Source organism: Amycolatopsis sp. Hca4 (assembly GCF_013364075.1).
In the GTDB taxonomy this organism is placed as follows: Bacteria; Actinomycetota; Actinomycetes; order Mycobacteriales; family Pseudonocardiaceae; genus Amycolatopsis.
In genome coordinates this window covers 7,389,712-7,405,121 of sequence record NZ_CP054925.1, presented here as the reverse complement: position 1 = coordinate 7,405,121, position 15,410 = coordinate 7,389,712, and the positions used below count along the sequence as shown (strand labels likewise).

The 15,410-nt window shown below is 70.2% G+C and carries 15 protein-coding genes; 1 reads left to right on the top strand and 14 read right to left on the bottom strand.

Translation table 11 applies throughout. The features are described 5' to 3' along the window. Positions 1-44: 44 nt before the first annotated feature. From HUT10_RS33525 to HUT10_RS33465, 13 genes are all read right to left on the bottom strand, one after another. Positions 45-881 (bottom strand): hypothetical protein, encoded by an 837-nt coding sequence (locus HUT10_RS33525; protein WP_176174848.1) that lies wholly within the window; start codon positions 879-881, stop codon positions 45-47. Positions 882-966: 85 nt separating this feature from the next. Further along, complete coding sequence (locus HUT10_RS33520; RefSeq protein WP_176174847.1) at positions 967-2,691, bottom strand: S8 family serine peptidase; 1,725 nt, start codon at positions 2,689-2,691, stop codon at positions 967-969. Between the two features lie 74 nt (positions 2,692-2,765). Beyond that, entirely contained in the window at positions 2,766-3,803 is a 1,038-nt protein-coding gene (locus HUT10_RS33515; protein WP_176174846.1) for an ABC transporter ATP-binding protein, read from the bottom strand. After that, the gene (locus HUT10_RS33510; protein WP_176174845.1) at positions 3,790-4,791 is read right to left on the bottom strand and encodes an ABC transporter ATP-binding protein; all 1,002 of its coding nucleotides are present in this window, start codon (positions 4,789-4,791) and stop codon (positions 3,790-3,792) included. Before HUT10_RS33510 ends, HUT10_RS33515 begins: the two co-directional genes overlap by 14 nt. A gap of 5 nt (positions 4,792-4,796) precedes the next feature. Next, entirely contained in the window at positions 4,797-5,750 is a 954-nt protein-coding gene (locus HUT10_RS33505; RefSeq protein WP_176174844.1) for an ABC transporter permease, read from the bottom strand. Continuing rightward, complete coding sequence (locus HUT10_RS33500; protein ID WP_176174843.1) at positions 5,743-6,672, bottom strand: ABC transporter permease; 930 nt, start codon at positions 6,670-6,672, stop codon at positions 5,743-5,745. The genes HUT10_RS33505 and HUT10_RS33500 overlap by 8 nt, the downstream gene beginning before the upstream one ends. Positions 6,673-6,760: 88 nt before the next feature. Then, the gene (locus tag HUT10_RS33495; protein ID WP_254897128.1) at positions 6,761-8,386 is read right to left on the bottom strand and encodes an ABC transporter substrate-binding protein; all 1,626 of its coding nucleotides are present in this window, start codon (positions 8,384-8,386) and stop codon (positions 6,761-6,763) included. Positions 8,387-8,622: 236 nt separating this feature from the next. Then, positions 8,623-9,576 carry a Ppx/GppA phosphatase family protein gene (locus HUT10_RS33490; RefSeq protein ID WP_176174841.1) on the bottom strand — a complete coding sequence of 318 codons (954 nt, stop codon included), beginning with the start codon at positions 9,574-9,576 and terminating at the stop codon, positions 8,623-8,625. Between the two features lie 9 nt (positions 9,577-9,585). After that, a complete protein-coding gene (locus tag HUT10_RS33485; protein ID WP_176174840.1) occupies positions 9,586-10,770 on the bottom strand; it encodes a lytic transglycosylase domain-containing protein in 1,185 nt (394 codons plus the stop codon). A 140-nt stretch (positions 10,771-10,910) separates the two neighbouring features. Further along, positions 10,911-11,420, bottom strand: a complete 510-nt coding sequence (locus HUT10_RS33480; RefSeq protein ID WP_176174839.1) for a DUF501 domain-containing protein — start codon at positions 11,418-11,420, stop codon at positions 10,911-10,913. A gap of 24 nt (positions 11,421-11,444) precedes the next feature. Beyond that, positions 11,445-11,807: a septum formation initiator family protein gene (locus HUT10_RS33475; RefSeq protein WP_176174838.1), complete on the bottom strand. Its 363-nt coding sequence runs from the start codon at positions 11,805-11,807 to the stop codon at positions 11,445-11,447. Between the two features lie 248 nt (positions 11,808-12,055). Further along, on the bottom strand, positions 12,056-13,342 hold the full coding sequence (gene eno / locus HUT10_RS33470) for a phosphopyruvate hydratase (RefSeq protein WP_176174837.1): 1,287 nt from the start codon (positions 13,340-13,342) through the stop codon (positions 12,056-12,058). Positions 13,343-13,406: 64 nt separating this feature from the next. Then, positions 13,407-13,868, bottom strand: a complete 462-nt coding sequence (locus HUT10_RS33465) for a glyoxalase/bleomycin resistance/extradiol dioxygenase family protein (protein ID WP_176174836.1) — start codon at positions 13,866-13,868, stop codon at positions 13,407-13,409. Between the two features lie 72 nt (positions 13,869-13,940). Between HUT10_RS33465 and HUT10_RS33460 the strand changes: the two genes are divergently transcribed. Next, on the top strand, positions 13,941-14,345 hold the full coding sequence (locus tag HUT10_RS33460) for a tetratricopeptide repeat protein (protein ID WP_176174835.1): 405 nt from the start codon (positions 13,941-13,943) through the stop codon (positions 14,343-14,345). Between the two features lie 222 nt (positions 14,346-14,567). Here HUT10_RS33460 and HUT10_RS33455 read toward each other — a convergent pair whose 3' ends face one another. Continuing rightward, positions 14,568-15,314: a murein transglycosylase gene (locus HUT10_RS33455; protein ID WP_176178145.1), complete on the bottom strand. Its 747-nt coding sequence runs from the start codon at positions 15,312-15,314 to the stop codon at positions 14,568-14,570. Between the last annotated feature and the right edge of the window lie 96 nt (positions 15,315-15,410).

Sequence of the window (15,410 nt, the reverse complement as noted above, 5' to 3'; positions counted from 1 at the left end):
AACCTCCCCCTGTCCGATTTACCCGCCCGAAGCGGCGAAAAGGTTTACCGGCCGTAGAAGCCGGGCGGCAGCCGGCGGTACCGGTGGCGGACCGCCGCCCACCCCAGCAGCTGCAGGACGACCGCCGTGACCAGGTACACCAGCGCCGACCACCCCAGCCACCCCGGGAACGCCCAGTCGACGACGAAGACCGGCAGCGCCAGCACGGCGTAGACCGCGCACGGGGCGAACCGGTAGACGTCCTCGGCGCGCAGCACCTGGTCGACCGCGCGCGACGCCTCGTCCTCCGCGAGGACCGGTGCGCGGAGCACCCGGCCCAGCACCAGCACGGTCGCGCCGGCGCCGGCCGCCAGCGCGAACGTGTGCACGCCGATCTCGACCGACGGCGGGTACCAGTGCTTCCCGGTGAACTGCGGCTGGGTCAGGAACGAGGCCGCGCACAGCGCCGCCCCGCCGACGAACGTGAAGGCCGTCGAGCTCAGGTACCACCAGCCGACCTGCTGCGCCGCCACGCGGAGCGGGAGCGGGGGCCCGGCACCCGTCAGGCGCTCCGCGAGCTGTTCACGGCTCTGCGTCCGGCGCCAGCGCACCACCTGGAACGCGGCGAAGAGCAGGACCATGCTCGCGGCCTTTCCCGGCAGGTCGACCTCCTCGAAGAACGGCGCGCTGAACGACCACAGCGCCGCGAAGACGATCGCGTACGCCGGTGTTCCCCGGCCGCCGATGGCGCGCCCGCCCACGCGCAGTGCGAGCAGCCGCGTCGGCAGCCACACCATGACCCCGCGCTTGCCCAGCCACAGCCGCGTCCAGCCGACCTCGAGCACCGTGGGCTCGCCCGGCAGCCTCGGGTCCACCGGCAGCGCCGGTTCGCGAACGATCAACGAAAACACTCCCCCCGTGTCCCCCGTACACGCGAACCGCCCCGGGAAGGTTGCCTTCCCGGGGCGGTTTCTTGCCGGATCGGTGCTACTTCAGGTACTGCGACCCGTGGGTCACCGCCGAGTAGGCGTCGACCGCGCCGTGGCCGTAGAAGCCGTTGAACGACGGGTCACCTTCGCAGGTGGCCGTGAACTCGGCCGGGCGGCCTTCGTTCAGGTAGTCCACCGTGCGCGGCACCGGGCAGGCGATCTTCGCCGCGGTGCCCTCCAGGACGCGCTGGACCTTGTCCGGGTCCAGCCCGAACTCGCCGTGCGACTTCTTGCCGTACTGCGAGACGATCAGCGCCGCGACGCCGGTCGCGTGCGGAGTGGCCATCGACGTGCCCTGCAGCCACTGGTAGTAGCCGACGCGGCCGTCCGCGGCCGTGGCCTTCTGGACGCCCGCGGCCAGGCCCGCTTCGGTGATGTTGCCGTCCGCGTCGATGTTGCCCTCCGCGACACCCACGTTCTTCGGGTACGTCGAGAGGATTTCGTTCTGGACCGTGCGGTACCACGGCGTGCCGAAGTAGTCGCGGAAGTACCCGCCGGGGCCCGAGACCGAGATCTGCTCGAGGCCGTAGTTCGAGTAGTCCGCCTTCTTCTGCGACGGCCCGAACGAGCTGACGCCGATCGTGTGGTTGCCCTCGACCGGCAGGTTGAGGCAGCTCGCGTTGTCCACCGTGCGCGGGTGCGTGGTGTTCGCCGGGTAGTCGGGGCTCGTGGTGTCCGGCAGCGGCTTGCCGAGGTCGGTGTGCTGGTTGCCCAGCGCGACCAGCATCGTGACGCCCTTGCGGTGCGCGTAGTTCAGCGCGCGCTGGGTGGCCTCGATGATCGTCCGCTGCTCGGCCTGCTCGGCTGGCGAGTCCGCCGGGTTCGCCGTGCAGTTGTACAGCCACGGGTCGGTGTAGAACGACATGTTGACGACGTCGATGCCCGCGTCACCGGCGTAGGTCAGCGCGTCGACCGTCGGCTGCAGGAAGAAGTAGCCCGAGTCCTGGCCGGCGCGGATGTTCACCAGCGTCACGTTCGGCGCGACACCGGAGACGCCGAAGCCGTTGGCCGCGGCGGCGATGGTGCCGGCGACGTGCGTGCCGTGGCCGCCGTCGTCGTGGTTGGCCGGGTCGACGCAGCCGCGGAACTCACACGGGCCGTCCACCTCGACGCCGTTGACGTCGGTCGGGATGTCACGGGTGAAGTTGCGCGAGTCGGCTTCGTCGAAGTTCGGCGCGATGTCGGGGTGCGTGCCGTCGATGCCGGTGTCGATGACGCCGACCTTGACCTGCTTGCTGCCCGGCTGCTTGGTGCGCGAGAGGTCCGAGCGGACGGACTTGAGGCCCCAGAGCTGGTCGTCCAGCGGGTCCATCCCGACGGCCTTGTTCGCCGCCGCCTTCTTGGAGGCGCCGCCGCGGCCCTCCTTCTCGACCCCGGCGTCACCCTTGGTCTTCTTGCCGTTCTTCGGCACCGAGCCGATGACCTGCGCCTTGGCTGCGCCGAAGACCGCGCGGTTGGTGGCCACGCGCTCGGTGAAGCCGGTGGCGGGCGCGCTGGCCCGGATCAGGCCGACCGCGGTGTTGGTCTCCAGTACCGTGCCGCCCGCGGCCTTGATCGCCTGCTGGGCGCTGCCGATGCTCTGGACGTCCTTGGCGAGCACGGTGAACTCGGTCGCCGGGCCGGACAGCGCGGGCTGCGCCGACGCGGCCGGGACCGCGACGGCGGACACCGCGCCGAACAGCGGCACGGCCAGCACCGCGGCCAGAAGCCTGGGTCTCTTCACGTTTCTCCTCCTCGCGGAAAGCGGTTCCTGCACCGTATAGATCGGACATAGCGCGTACAACGGCAAAAAGTACGTTATGGAACAACCGACTTCTGCTCGGCGAAGTGACAAGCTGACAAGTGCCCGTCAGTCCTGGGCACCAGCTCGGGCACCTCGGTCGCGCAGCGGTCCTGCGCCTTCCAGCACCGCGTGCGGAACCGGCACCCGGACGGGGGATCCAGCGGGCTCGGCACGTCGCCGGTCAGCCGGATCACCTGGCGGCGACCGCGCACCGACGGGTCCGCCACCGGCACCGCGGACAGCAGCGCCTGGGTGTACGGGTGGGACGGTCGTTCGTAGATCTCCTCGTCGGTGCCGAGCTCGACGATCTTGCCGAGGTACATCACCGCGACCCGGTTCGACAGGTGCCGCACCACCGAAAGGTCGTGCGCGATGAAGACGTAGGACAGGCCGAACTCGCCCTGCAGGTCGCCGAGCAGGTTCATCACCTGCGCCTGGATCGAGACGTCCAAAGCGGACACCGGCTCGTCGCAGATGATCACCTTGGGCCGCAGCGCGAGCGCCCGGGCGATGCCGATGCGCTGGCGCTGGCCGCCGGAGAACTGGTGCGGGTAGCGGTTGAGGTGTTCGGGGTTGAGCCCGACCACCTCCAGCAGTTCCCGGACCTTGCCCGCCCGCGACCCCTTGGGGGCGACTTCGGAGTGAATTTCGAACGGCTCGCCGACGATGTCGCCGACGGTCATCCGCGGGTTGAGGGAGGTGTACGGGTCCTGCAGCACGATCTGGATTTCGCGCCGCAGCTTGCGCAGCTCGGCGCCGCGCATGGCGAAGATGTCACGGCCCTCGAACTCCGCGGTGCCGCCGGTCGGTTCCTCCAGGCGCATCAGGACCTGGGCGAGGGTCGACTTGCCGCAGCCGGACTCGCCGACGACGCCGAGCGTCTCGCCCGGCATCAGGTCGAACGAGACGCCGTCGACCGCTTTGACCTGGCCGATCGTGCGCTTGAAGAGGATCCCGGTGCGCACCGGGAAGTACTTCCGCAGATCGGTGACCGAGAGAATCGGGTCCGCCGACGTGCTTTTCCCAGCGGAGGCGGAATCAGATACTGCCACGGGAGCTCACCACCTCTTCGGCGAAGTGGCACGCGCTGGTGCGGCCGAACCCGATCGCGTGCTGCGGCGGGACTTCTGCCGAACACTTCGCTTCGGCTCGTTTGCACCTCGGGTGGAACGGGCAGCCGGGCGGGATGTCGAGCAGGCTGGGCGGCAGGCCCTTGATGGTTTCCAGCGTCTGTCCTTTGAGGTCGAGCCGGGGCAGGGAGTCCATCAGCGCGGCGGTGTAGGGGTGGGCGGGCGCGCGGAACAGCTCGACGGCGTCGGCCTGTTCGACGATCCGGCCCGCGTACATCACCGCGATCCGGTCGGCGACCTCGGCGACCACGCCGAGGTCGTGCGTGATGAGCACCAGGCCCATCTTGCGTTCGGCCTGGATCTCGGCCAGCAGGTCCATGATCTGGGCCTGGACGGTGACGTCGAGGGCGGTGGTGGGCTCGTCGGCGATGAGCAGGTCCGGGTCGAGGGCCAGTGACATCGCGATCATCGCGCGCTGGCGCATGCCGCCGGAGAACTGGTGCGGGTAGTCCTTGATCCGGCGTTCCGCGGCGGGGATGCGGACGGTGTCGAGCAGCTCGATCGCACGCTTCCGGGCGTCCTTCTTGGACATCCCGAGCCGGACGCGCAGCTGTTCCTCGATCTGGAAGCCCACGGTGAACACCGGGTTCAGCGCGGACAGCGCGTCCTGGAAGATCATCGCGATCTCGCTGCCGCGCACCTCGCGGCGGCGGTCCTCGGTCGCGGTCAGCAGGTCCTCGCCGCGCCAGCGAACGGCGCCGGCGGTGATCACGCCGGGTGGCATGTCGAGGATCCCCATCACCGTCTGGGCGGTGACGCTCTTGCCGGACCCGGATTCGCCGAGCACGGCCAGGGTTTCCCCGGCGTGCACCGAGTAGCTGACGCCGTTGAGGACGTTCGCCACGCCGTCGGACGTCCGGAACTCGACGTGCAGGTCTTCGACTTCGAGGAGGAGTTCGTTGTCGGACAAGGGAGCTACCTCGACTTCGGATCGAGCGCGTCGCGGATGCCGTCGCCGAGCATCACGAAGGCCAGCACGGTCAGGGTGACGAAGGCACCGGGGAACAGCAGCATGTGCGGGTCGTTCCGGAAGTAGTCCCGCGAGTCGGCGATGAGCACGCCCCACGAGATGACCGGTGCGCGCACGCCGATGCCGAGGTAGGCCAGGGTCGCCTCGGCGCCGATGAACGCGCCGAGCGCGATGGTGGCGTACACCAGCACCGGCGCGATCGTGTTGGGCAGCAGGTGCCGGAAGATGATGCGCGGGGTGCTCGCGCCGAGGCCGCGCGCGGCCTTGACGTAGTCGAGCTGCTTGGCCACCAGCGTGGCCGAGCGCATGATCCGCATGCCGACCGGCCAGCTCAGCACCGCGATGGAGCAGACCACCTGGACGATGATGGTGACCGCGCCGGGGTTGGTGCCGGGCGCGTTGAACGTCGTCAGGATGACGATCGCGCCGAGCACGAACGGCAGGCCGGCGAAGATGTCGCCGAAGCGCGACAGGAGGCTGTCCACGAGCCGGCCGTAGTAGCCGGCGATGATGCCGACCACCGAGCCGATGAGGACGGTCAGCAGCGTCGCGAACACGCCGACCAGCACCGACGCGCGGGTGCCGTAGATGGTGCGGGCGTAGACGTCCTGGCCCTGGTTGTCGTAGCCGAACCAGGCGTCCGCGGACGGCCCCTCGTTCGCGTGCGTGAGGTCGCTGAAGCCGGCGTCCCGCGAGCTGAACAGGCCGGGGGCGACCGCGATCAGCACGATGAACAGGATGATCACCGCCGAGGCGATCACCGCGGGCTTGCGCCGCAGCTGGCGCCAGGCGTCGCTCCACAGGCTGCGTGGCTTCTGCGGACCGGTGGCCGAATCGTCCACACGGGACAGCTCGGCCGCGTCGGCTCCGCCGCCGCCGATCAGGTTCGGGTCAGTCATAGCGGATCCTCGGGTCGAGAACGGCGTAGAGGAGGTCGACGACCAGGCTCATCAGCAGGTACACCAGCACCAGCAGGACGACGACGCCGACGACCGTCGCGCTCTCCCGGTTCTGGATGCCGCGGAAGATGAGGCCGCCGAGGCCGTTGATGTTGAACACGCCTTCGGTGACGATCGCGCCACCCATCAGGGCGCCGAGGTCGGTGCCGAGGAAGGTGAGCACCGGGATCACCGAGTTGCGCAGCAGGTGCACGAGCACGACCCGGCTCTGCGGCTGGCCCTTCGCGATCGCCGTCCGGACGTAGTCGGCGCGGCGGTTCTCGGCGATGCTCGTTCTCGACAACCGGGCCACGTAGGCCATGGACAGGCTGCCGAGCGCGATGCCCGGCACGATGAGCTCGCCGACGCTCGGGTTGTCCGAGACGCTCGCTTCGATCCAGCCGAGGCCGTTGGCGCCCAGGGCCAGCTGCAGCACGATCGCGGTGACGAACACCGGCAGCGAGATCAGGAACGTGGTCGAGACCAGCACGAGGTTGTCGAGGAAGCCCTTGCCGCGCAGGCCGGTCAGCACGCCGGCGGTCAGCCCGATGACCGCTTCGATGGCCACCGCGATCACCGCGAGGCGCAGGGTGATCGGGTAGGACGTGGCGATCAGCTCGCCGACGGACGTGCCGTTGAAGGTTTCGCCCCAGTCGCCGGTGAACAGGCTCCCGAGGTACTTGAAGTACTGGACGAAGATGTTGTCGTCGAGGTGGAACTTCTCGGTCATCTGCGCGATGTAGGCCGGCGGGCAGGCGACCTGGCCGCACTTGCCGGAGAACGGGTCGCCGGGCACGGCCCAGACCAGGACGTAGATGAGGAACGTGGTGCCGAAGAACACCGGGATCAGCTGGAGCAGCCGTCGCAGGACATAGCGGGTCATCAAGAGTTCCTAGTGCGCGCCGGCCGTCGTGGGTGGCGAGGCGGGTGCCGCCTCGCCACCCACGACGGCGTGGTGGTGGGAGCCGCGGCTACTTCTTCAGGACCTCGATGGACGGGTAGTCCGGCATCCGGCGGAAGTCCAGCGCCGCCGACTTGAGGTTCTTCGACTTCGCCGCGACACCCTTCTCGTCCCACGTCGGGATCGACGGCAGGTCCTTCGCGATCAGGTCCTCGGCCTGCTGGTACAGCTTGACCGCGGCGTCCTTGTCGGCGGTGGCGTCCGCCTTCTCGAGCAGCGCGTCGACCTGCGGGTTCGAGTAGGTCGAGTCGTTCGAGGAGCCACCGGTCTTGTAGATCGGGTTGAGGAAGTCCTCGATGGACGGGTAGTCCGCCGACCAGTCCGAGCGGCCCATGCCGGTGAGCTTGTGGCCGGTCACGATGCTGCGCCACTGCCCGAAGTCGGTCGCGGGCACGAAGTCGCACTCGACGCCGAGGGTGTTCTTGATGCTGTTGCACGCCGCGACCAGCGGTTCCTTGCGGCCACCGTCCGCGTTGGACGCGATGGTCAGCTTGCCCTTGAACCCGGACTTCGCGAACGCCTCCTTGGCCGCCGCCGGGTCGTACTTGCAGAACTGGCAGACGCCCGGCCGGTACCCCGGGATGCCCTGCGAGATGTAGCCATCCGCCGGCACGTAGGTGTCGTTCATGACGGTCTTGGTGATCTGCGCGCGGTCGATCGCCATCGAGATGGCCTTGCGTAGCTCGAGGTTGTTGTAGCCGGGCACGTAGTACGGCACGGCGATGGTGCTGATCCCGAGCAGGTGGCCGGTGACGAGCCGGTCGCCCAGGTCGTTCTTGTACTTGCCACCCGCGACGGCCGACGGCGGCAGCGCCTCCATGAAGTCGAGCCGCCCGCTCAGCAGGTCCTGGTAGGCGGTCTCCTGGCTGGAGTAGATCTTGATGTCGAGGTCCTTGAAGTGGACCTTGTCGTCACCCTTGTAGTCGTCGTTGCGGGTGAGCTTGATGTCCTGGTTCGGCGTCCGCGAGACGAATTTCATCGGGCCGTTGCCGATGGGGTGCTGCTCGAAGCCCTTGGGGTCCTTGAAGAACGCGTCGGGCAGCGGCGCGAACGCCTGGTAGCCGACCTTGATGTCGAACACGGAGAACGGCGCGTCCAGGGTGACCTGGAACTCGTAGTCGCCCTTCTGCACCAGGCCCGACATCTTGTCCGTGGCCGGCTTGGCGTTCTCGTCCGCGGGGTGGACGTCGGTGTACCCCTGGATGTTCGAGAAGAAGTCGGTGTTGAGCTGGCCGTTCGGGGCGTAGGCGCCGTAGTTCCAGGCGTCGATGAAGTTGTGCGCCTTCACCTCGGTGCCGTCGTGGAACTTCCAGCCCTGCTTGATCTTGATGTCGTAGACCTTGGAGTCGGTCGTCGTGATCGAGTCGGCCATCAGGTTGAACGGCTTGGCGTCCGCGCCCTTGAAGCCGACGAGCGTGGCGAACATGACCTGGATCGCCTTGGTGCCGCCGAGGTCGTTGATGTTGGTCGGGACCAGCGCGTTCTGCGGTTCGGTGCCGTAGACGCTGACCGCGCCGTCCGGGTTCGTCTCGCCGGCGCCCGCGGAGCTGCCCGACCCGCCACCGCACGCGGCGAGCACGAGCGCCAGCGAAGTCATCACCACCGTGGGTCCCCAGAGCCTGCGCGAACGACGCATGATCCCCTCCATATCCGGTGTGTCCGAAAGGTGAGACGCACGCTATCGGGGGCGATGAAGCCGATCACAGGACTGCGGTGTTGCAAATGTGTGACGACCGTCGGGACCACCTGGTTGGAGCACGACCAACGTAGGAATCCGGATACTCCGGACGGCCCAGCGCGGACAGCAGGTCATGGCGCGATCACCCACGGTTCGCTTGCGCCCCAAGCCCTTTGGGGCGGCCGAACGGTCGGTCAGGCGAGGGAGAGGGCGATGCCGTCGAGGATGTCGTGTTCGCTGACCACCAGCTCGGTCGGACCGCCCCGAGCGGCCAGCTGTTCCGCGAGGGTCTGGACCACCACCGCGCCGCCGCCGATCACGTCCACCCGGCCCGGGTGGATCACCGGGTTGGCCGCGCGGCCGGCGTGGTCGCTGTGCAGCAGCTCCGAGGCGAGCCGGTCGATGTCCGCCGCGCTCAATGTGGACAGGTGCACCCGGTCGCTGTCGTACTCCGGCAGGCCCAGCGCGATCGCCGACAGCGTCGTGACCGTGCCCGCGACGCCGATCCAGGTCCGGGCGCGGGAAACGTCGACCACGTCGAACGCGTCCGTCAGCACCTTGCCCGCCAGGTCACGGGCGGCGGCGATCTCCTCGGCCGTCGGCGGGTCGCTCTTGAGCGCGCGCTCGGTGATCCGCACGCAGCCGATGTCGACCGACTTCGCCGCGGTCACCTCGGCCCGGCGGCCGTCCCAGGTGCCGAGGACCAGCTCGGTCGAGCCGCCGCCGACGTCGACCACCACGAACGGGCCGTCGTCCGGGTCCTGCTCGCCCACCGCGCCGGTGAACGACAGCCGCGCCTCTTCGTCGCCGGTGATCACCTCGGCCTCGACGCCGAGGGTTTCGCGGGTCATGCGGAAGAACTCGTCGCGGTTCTTCGCGTCGCGGGTCGCCGAGGTCGCGACCATGCGCACCTTCTCCACGCCCTTGCGCCGCGCGGCGATCGTGTAGTCGGCGAGCGCGGCGCGGGTGCGTTCGAGCGCTTCGGGGGCCAGCTCGCCGGTGGCGTCGACGCCTTGGCCGAGCCGGACGATCCGCATCTCGCGGTGCAGGTCGCGCAGGTCGACCGTGCCGTCGTGGCGCGGCGTCAGCTCGGCGACGAGCAGACGGATGGAGTTGGTCCCACAGTCGATCGCGGCAACACGAGGCATGCCGCCACCCTAACCGGCACCCGCTCCGGTGGTGGTTTGCGGCAGCGTGGTCGTGGTCGGGATGACCGTCGTGCTGATCTGAGTGACGACCTGTCCGCACGTCGGTGTCGGGGTCGTGGTCGGGTTCGGGTTCGGCGAGGACGTGTCCCCGGTCGGCGTGGAGGACGGCGCCGGCTCGGTCGTGATGCTGATGACCGTCGTCGGGATCACCGTCGTCGTCGGCGGCGCGCACGTGGGCGTCGACGTCGGCGGCTTCGAGGTGCCCGACGTGGTCGGCGGCGGGGTGGCGACCGTCGTCGTCGGGACCGGGGGTGGCGGGATCGGCGGCGGAGCGGGAAGCGCCGCCGCGTTCGGCGCGCCGACCGGGACCGTGCTGTCCGGCACCTGCATGATCCCGTTGCGGTAGGCGTCCGCCCACAGGATCACCGTGTTCACGTAGGTGTCCGAGTTGTTGTACCGGTAGATCGCCCCGCGCAGCTGGTCCGGCTTCGCCAGGTCGAACCCGCCGGAGCACAGGTACCGGCCGGTGGCCAGGGCCGCGTCGAAGATGTTGTTCGGGTCGGACTTGCCGTCGCCGTTGCCGTCGGAGGCGTAGCCCTTCCACGTCCCCGGGATGAACTGGGTCGGCCCGACCGCGCGGTCCCACACCGGGTCGGTGTCGAGCAGGCCCTGGTCGGTGTCCGGGATCGCGGCGAACCCGCCCTGGCCGTTGAGCTGCGGCCCGAGGATCGGCTCGCGGGTGGTCCCGGACGCGTCGACGTACCCGCCGCGCGCGTGGTTGGACTCGATCCGGCCGATGCTGGCGATCAGTGCCCAGTCGATGTGGCACGCGGGCAGCTCGCGGCCGAGGATGTCGGCGGCGTTGCGGTACGCCTTCAGCGCGGTGGCCGGGATGCCGAGCGGGCCGTCGGGCAGCTCGTAGGCCGGCAGCGGCAGCGGGGTGGGCGCGCCGGGGAGGGTGCCGTCGACGGCGATCTGCTGGAGGGCCGCGTTCCCCGGGTCGTAGCCCTGGGCCAGGGCGGCGTCACGGGTGTGCGCACCGCTGCCGCCGAGCCAGCCGAGGGTGCCGCCGCCGGCGACCAGCGCCGGGACCACGGCCAGGATGCCGGTGATCAGCGGGTAAGCGGTGCGGTGGCGGATGTCGAATCTCCGCGCGTAGCTCCCGACTGCGTCTGGCAGCCGCCGCACACGCATGATCGGAGTCCTCCTGGCCGGATCGATCGCCGTTCCCGGGGGACAGCCTGCCGCAAGCGCGGCCGAGTTTCAGCCCATCGAGAGTCGCGATCGAGGTTTTCGCTCACCCAGACCAGTTATCTGTTCACAAGGCGCGAGCGTTACGCGGCACAGTCACCCGTGGGCCACCCGTTGGCCTTAAGCAGGGCCAGCGTCTCGTCACCGAACGGATTCACGCCCGGGCCGACGGCAAGGGAGTGCGCGACGTGCACGTGCAGGCACTTGACCCGCCCGGGCATGCCGCCCGCGGTGACCTGGTGACCCAGCGGCTCGATGGCGTCCCGCTCGGCGAGGTAGGCCTCGTGGGTGCGCTGGTACTGCGCGGCGAGCTCGGGATCGGTGGTGAGCCGCTCGGTCATCTCCTTCATGATCCCGGACGCCTCGATGGTGCCGATCATCGAATTGAGCTTCGGGCAGGTCAGGTAGTAGAGCGTCGGGAACGGGGTGCCGTTCTCCAGCCGCGGGCTGGTCTGCACCACGGACGGGTGCCCGCTCGGGCACCGCGCGGCGATCGCGCGCAGCGCCCGCGGCGGCCGTCCGAGCTGCTCCGCGATGATCTCGCGGTCGGCTTCGGTGACGGGCTCGAACCGGTGCTGCTGCGTGCTGTTCACACCGTCCAGGTTAGAGCGTGGCCCTCAGCCGCCCGAGACCTGGTTCCACAGGTTCTCGTACCAGGAGCCGGCCGCGGCCTGCTGCTGACCGGGTGGCGGGGCCGCGTCCGGCGCCTTGTCCTCCGGCAGCTGGACGATGTACGGCGTCTCGCCCGGCTTGACGTACCGCAGCCGCCGCCGGGCCTCGGCCTCGATCTGCGCGGGGTCGCTCAGCTCCGCCTTGCGGCCTTGGAGCTGAGCGACCTCCTGCTGCAGCTGGGCCTGCTGCGCCTGCTGTTCGCGGACCTCGGTCCGCTGGGAGAGGTACGTGCGCAGGGGCACGGCGATGGTGAACGCCAGCGCGCACACCACGATCGCCACCACCGCCGCGCGGCGGGTGGTGGACATGCCGAGCACCTTCGCCGCGCCTGAGGCCCGCTTCGCCGCCAGGCCCCGGCGCAGCCGGGCCCTGGTGGTCTCCGCGTCGCCGGTGCGGCGGCGCGCCGCCGCGGTGCCGTCGGTCCGGGGCGACCGGGATCCCGGGCTCCCCGCACGACCGGCTTCCGGGCGGCGGGTCCGCGCGGGTCCGCCGACCCGCGCCGAACCGCCGCCACCGCCGCGGCGGCCACGTGTCCTCCCCCGGTCCGCCATCGGCGTCAGGCCTCGGCGCTGAACCGCGGGAAGGCCAGCTCGCCGGCGTACCGGGCGGCGTCACCGAGGGTCTCCTCGATGCGCAGCAGCTGGTTGTACTTGGCGATCCGCTCGCCGCGGGCCGGGGCACCGGTCTTGATCTGGCCGACGCCGGTGGCGACCGCCAGGTCCGCGATGAACGTGTCCTCGGTCTCGCCCGAGCGGTGGCTCATCATCGACTTGTAGCCGAACGACGTGGCCAGCGAGATCGCGTCGAGCGTCTCGGACAGGGTGCCGATCTGGTTGACCTTCACCAGCAGCGCGTTGGCGGCGCGGCGGGTGATGCCCTCCTCCAGGCGGTCCGGGTTGGTGACGAACAGGTCGTCGCCGACGATCTGGACCTTCTCGCCGACCTCGGCGGTCAGGGTGACCCAGCCGTCCCAGTCGTCCTCGCTCAGCGGGTCCTCGATCGACACCAGCGGGTAGTTCGCCAGCAGCTCGGCGTAGTAGGCCGACATCTGCTCGGCGCTCTTCTTCGCGCCCTCGAAGGTGTACACGCCGTCGGCGAAGAACTCCGTCGCGGCGACGTCGAGGGCCAGCGCGACGTCGCGGCCCGGGGTGTAGCCGGCCTTCTCGATGGCCTGCAGGATCAGGTCGAGCGCCTCACGGTTGTTGCCGAGGTTGGGCGCGAAGCCGCCTTCGTCGCCGAGACCGGTCGACAGGCCGCGGCCCTTCAGCACCGACTTCAGCGAGTGGTAGACCTCCGTGCCCCAGCGCAGGGCCTCGCGGAAGGTCTCCGCGCCGATCGGCGCGATCATGAACTCCTGGACGTCGACGTTGCTGTCGGCGTGCGAACCACCGTTGAGGATGTTCAGCATCGGCACCGGCAGCACGTGCGCGTTCGGGCCGCCCAGGTAGCGGAAGAGCTCCAGCTCGGCCGACTCCGCGGCGGCCTTCGCGACGGCCAGCGAGACGCCGAGGATGGCGTTCGCGCCGAGGCGGGACTTCGCCGGCGTGCCGTCGAGGTCGACCAGCTTCTGGTCGACGATCCGCTGGTCGACGGCCTCGATGCCGACCATCTCCGGCCCGATCTCGTCGAGCACCGCGGCGACCGCGCGCTCGACGCCCTTGCCGTTGTAGCGGCCGGTGTCGCCGTCACGCAGCTCGACCGCTTCGTGCTCACCGGTCGACGCCCCCGACGGGACCGCGGCCCGCGCCAGGGTGCCGTCGTCGAGAGCCACCTCCACCTCGACCGTCGGGTTGCCGCGCGAGTCCAGAATCTCGCGCGCGCCTACCTGCTCGATGAGAGCCACGCCATGCTCCTCGGTGCGTCATTTCTGCCTGCGGTAACGCCGCCAGCCTAGCCGTCGCCGCAGTTCACCCGTTGGAGGACTCACCGCCCGCACGGACCTCCTGCCAGCCCGGCGGCAGCTCGACGACCTCGGACGTCTGCTGCCAGAACGTCCAGCTGTTGCCCCCGAGATCGGCGACGGTGAACACCCGGGCGCCGTACGGCTGGTCCTGCGGCGGCTCCAGCTCGCCCTCGTCCCCGAGGGCGGCCTCGACCCGCGCGTAGGCGGCGTCCACGTCGTCGACGTAGAGGATGTTGAGCTGGCCGACCGGCCCGTCGACGCCCTTGGCCTGCCAGTAGTCCGGCCCGACGCCGGCGAGCTGGATCCGCGCGTCGCCGGCCCGCAGGGTCGCCTGGAAGACCTCGCCCGCGCCGTCGCAGAAGCGGACCTCCTCGGTGAACCCGAAGACCCTGGTCAGCCAGGCGAGCGCTTCCGTCGCGTCGGAGTAGTAGAGGTAGGGCGCCAGGCCCCGGTACCCGCTGCTCATGGCGGCACAGTCCATCACGTCCCGTTCGGAGGCGTGTGCATCCCCCTCCCCGGGGGTAACGTGGGAGCGACCATGACGGACGCCGCAGCTGCTTCGCAGCCTCCCGAGGAGTCGCGGTTCCATGCCTTCCGCCAGGCCGAAGACCTGGTGGGCCGCCGCCGTCCGCTCGACGCGCTGAAGGCGTTGCAGCCCCTGCTGGAATCCGAAACGGACAAGCCGTCGGTCCACCTGCTGGCCGGGCGCGCGTACTTCCACTCCGCTCAGTTGCGGCGCGCCGAGGAGGCGTTCACCCGCGTGCTGGAACTGGACCCGACGGACCACTACGCACGGTTCATCCTGGGCCGCACGCTCCAGCGGCTCGGCCGGTTCGTCGAGGCGCTGGGCCAGATGAAGATCGCCTCGGCGATGCACCCGGTGCCGGAGTACCTGGAAGCGATCAGCGAGGTCAAGGCGCACATCGCGCTGCGCGAACCGTGACCTGACCAGGGCCGAACGGCCCGGGGTTCCTCAGCCTTTCGGCCGACCAGGCCGGGCCCGTCGACCGATGTCCTGGCGGGGTTTTCGGGCGAAGCTGGTTCCAGACCGAAACCAGGAAGGAACCGGAAATGTCGATCTTCGCCACGCTGGGTGCGTACGCCGGGCTGCTGCTGCTCGTGCTGATGGCCGTCACGCCGTTCGTCGCCGACCGCGAGCTGTGACTCAGGGCGCGACACTCGCCTCCGCGTAGGCGTCCGCCGCGCTGAACACGTCTTGTCCGTACGAAACGGCCTGGTTGTAGAACAGGATCGCCCGCCACCAGCCCGCCGGCGTCCCCAGGTCGTCGCCACCGGAGCACAGGAACCGCGCCGCCGTGAAGGCCGCGTCGTCCACGTTCTGCGGGTCCGGTGCGCCGCCGTCGCCGTTCGCGCGCTCCTGGTACTTCTTCCACGTCGACGGCAGGAACTGCATCGGGCCGATCAGGTGGTCCCACGACTTGTCGCCGTCGAGCCTGCCGCCGTCGCTGTCGTGCACCGCCGGGACGCCCGGCGAGCCGTCCAGCGGCGGGCCGACCACCGGCTTCGCCACCCGGCCGTCCGAGCCGATCGCCGAGAGGTCGAAGTCGCCGCGTTCGTTCTCGACGCGGCCGATGCCCGCCAGGGTCGCCCACGAGAGGTGGCACGTCGGCTTCTGGCGCTGCATCCACATCTCCGCCCGGCCGTACGCCGAGAGCACGCGCGCCGGGACGTGCGTCTTGCCCGCGACCCGGGCCGCCCACGCGTCCAGCTCCACGCGGTCGGACACCTGCGGCCGGTCGACCGGCGCGGCGAGGCCGGCCCGCGGTGCTTCGGCGCCCGGCTGCGGCCTCTGCTCCGGGATGGCGAGCGCCGGCTGGACCGGCGGTGAGGCCACCGGGGCGTCCGGGTTCCGGACACCGATGGTGACGACGAGGACCACGCCGGTGACCACCAGCCCGAGCGCGAGGGCGATCCGCCCGACGTACCGCCTGGGCGGCCCGCCCGAAGGCGGTGACGGAGGCGTGACGGTCGGCTGAGCGGTTTCGGC